The sequence below is a fragment of the Bacillus sp. EB106-02-03-XG38 genome, assembly GCF_058792175.1.
The window spans coordinates 1-2,986 of record NZ_JBYTED010000018.1 but is presented as its reverse complement, the minus strand read 5'-3'; the positions used below and the strand labels follow the sequence as shown (position 1 = coordinate 2,986).

Genomic DNA, 2,986 nt, shown 5'->3' with positions numbered 1-2,986 from the left:
CATATTATATGGTTAAGTCCTCGATCTATTAGTATTCGTCAGCTCCACATGTCACCATGCTTCCACCTCGAACCTATCAACCTGATCATCTTTCAGGGATCTTACTAGCTTACGCTATGGGAAATCTCATCTTGAGGGGGGCTTCATGCTTAGATGCTTTCAGCACTTATCCCTTCCGCACATAGCTACCCAGCTATGCCCTTGGCAGAACAACTGGTACACCAGCGGTGCGTCCATCCCGGTCCTCTCGTACTAAGGACAGCTCCTCTCAAATTTCCTACGCCCACGACGGATAGGGACCGAACTGTCTCACGACGTTCTGAACCCAGCTCGCGTACCGCTTTAATGGGCGAACAGCCCAACCCTTGGGACCGACTACAGCCCCAGGATGCGATGAGCCGACATCGAGGTGCCAAACCTCCCCGTCGATGTGGACTCTTGGGGGAGATAAGCCTGTTATCCCCGGGGTAGCTTTTATCCGTTGAGCGATGGCCCTTCCATGCGGAACCACCGGATCACTAAGCCCGACTTTCGTCCCTGCTCGACTTGTAGGTCTCGCAGTCAAGCTCCCTTATGCCTTTGCACTCTACGAATGATTTCCAACCATTCTGAGGGAACCTTTGGGCGCCTCCGTTACACTTTAGGAGGCGACCGCCCCAGTCAAACTGCCCACCTGACACTGTCTCCCGGGTCGATAAGACCCGTAGGTTAGAATTTCAATACATTCAGGGCGGTATCCCACCAGCGCCTCCACCGAAGCTAGCGCTCCGGTTTCAAAGGCTCCCGCCTATCCTGTACAAAATGTACCAAAATTCAATATCAGGCTACAGTAAAGCTCCACGGGGTCTTTCCGTCCTGTCGCGGGTAACCTGCATCTTCACAGGTACTATAATTTCACCGAGTCTCTGGTTGAGACAGTGCCCAAATCGTTACACCTTTCGTGCGGGTCGGAACTTACCCGACAAGGAATTTCGCTACCTTAGGACCGTTATAGTTACGGCCGCCGTTTACTGGGGCTTCAGTTCAGAGCTTCGCTTACGCTAACCCCTCTCCTTAACCTTCCAGCACCGGGCAGGTGTCACCCCCTATACTTCGCCTTACGGCTTCGCAGAGAGCTGTGTTTTTGCTAAACAGTCGCTTGGGCCTATTCACTGCGGCTTTCCGTTAAGAAAGCACCCCTTCTCCCGAAGTTACGGGGTCATTTTGCCGAGTTCCTTAACCAGAGTTCTCTCGCACACCTTAGGATTCTCTCCTCGCCTACCTGTGTCGGTTTGCGGTACAGGCACCTTTTATCTCGCTAGAAGCTTTTCTTGGCAGCGGGGAATCAAAGACTTCGCTCCATAAGGAGCTTCCCCATCACAGCTCAGCCTTCACGATAAGCGGATTTGCCTACTTATCAGCCTAACTGCTTGGACGTGCACAACCAATCGCACGCTTCTTCTATCCTTCTGCGTCCCTCCATTGCTCAAACGATAAAGAGGTGGTACAGGAATATCAACCTGTTGTCCATCGCCTACGCCTGTCGGCCTCGGCTTAGGTCCTGACTAACCCTGAGCGGACGAGCCTTCCTCAGGAAACCTTAGGCATTCGGTGGACGGGATTCTCACCCGTCTTTCGCTACTCATACCGGCATTCTCACTTCTAAGCACTCCACCAGTCCTTACGGTCTGACTTCACTGTCCTTAGAACGCTCCCCTACCACTGATACCATTGGTATCAATCCGCAGCTTCGGTGGTGTATTTAGCCCCGGTACATTTTCGGCGCAGAGTCACTCGACTAGTGAGCTATTACGCACTCTTTAAATGGTGGCTGCTTCTAAGCCAACATCCTAGTTGTCTAAGCAACTCCACATCCTTTTCCACTTAATACACACTTTGGGACCTTAGCTGGCGGTCTGGGCTGTTTCCCTTTTGACTACGGATCTTATCACTCGCAGTCTGACTCCTAAGGATAAGTCATTGGCATTCGGAGTTTGACTGAATTCGGTAATCCGATGAGGACCCCTAGTCCAATCAGTGCTCTACCTCCAAGACTCTTACACTTAAGGCTAGCCCTAAAGCTATTTCGGGGAGAACCAGCTATCTCCAGGTTCGATTGGAATTTCTCCGCTACCCACACCTCATCCCCGCACTTTTCAACGTGCGTGGGTTCGGGCCTCCATTCAGTGTTACCTGAACTTCACCCTGGACATGGGTAGATCACCTGGTTTCGGGTCTACGACCACGTACTAAACGCCCTATTCAGACTCGCTTTCGCTGCGGCTCCGCCTCTTCAGCTTAACCTCGCACGGGATCGTAACTCGCCGGTTCATTCTACAAAAGGCACGCCATCACCCATTAACGGGCTCTGACTATTTGTAGGCACACGGTTTCAGGATCTCTTTCACTCCCCTTCCGGGGTGCTTTTCACCTTTCCCTCACGGTACTGGTTCACTATCGATCACTAGGGAGTATTTAGCCTTGGGAGATGGTCCTCCCAGATTCCGACGGAATTTCACGTGTTCCGCCGTACTCAGGATACATTCAAGAGAGAACGAAGTTTCGACTACGGGGTTGTTACCCTCTACGACGGACCTTTCCAGGTCGCTTCGTCTACCTCGTTCCTTTGTAACTCCGTATAGAATGTCCTACAACCCCAAGAGGCAAGCCTCTTGGTTTGGGCTATGTTCCGTTTCGCTCGCCGCTACTCAGGAAATCGCATTTGCTTTCTCTTCCTCCAGGTACTTAGATGTTTCAGTTCCCTGGGTCTGTCTTCCTTACCCTATGTATTCAGATAAGGATACCATACCATTACGTATGGTGGGTTTCCCCATTCGGAAATCTTCGGATCAAAGCTTACTTACAGCTCCCCGAAGCATATCGGCGTTAGTCCCGTCCTTCATCGACTCCTAGTGTCAAGGCATCCACCGTGCGCCCTTTCTAACTTAACCAAACTAAAAATTAAAAAATATGAGCTACACTGTTATCTAGTTTTCAAAGAACATAC

General features: G+C 51.1%; 1 rRNA gene. It reads right to left on the bottom strand.

Going from position 1 to position 2,986, the window contains the following annotated elements:
- Window positions 1–8: 8 nt before the first annotated feature.
- A 23S ribosomal RNA gene (locus AC3WTI_RS28345) occupies window positions 9–2,930 on the bottom strand.
- Window positions 2,931–2,986: the final 56 nt, after the last annotated feature.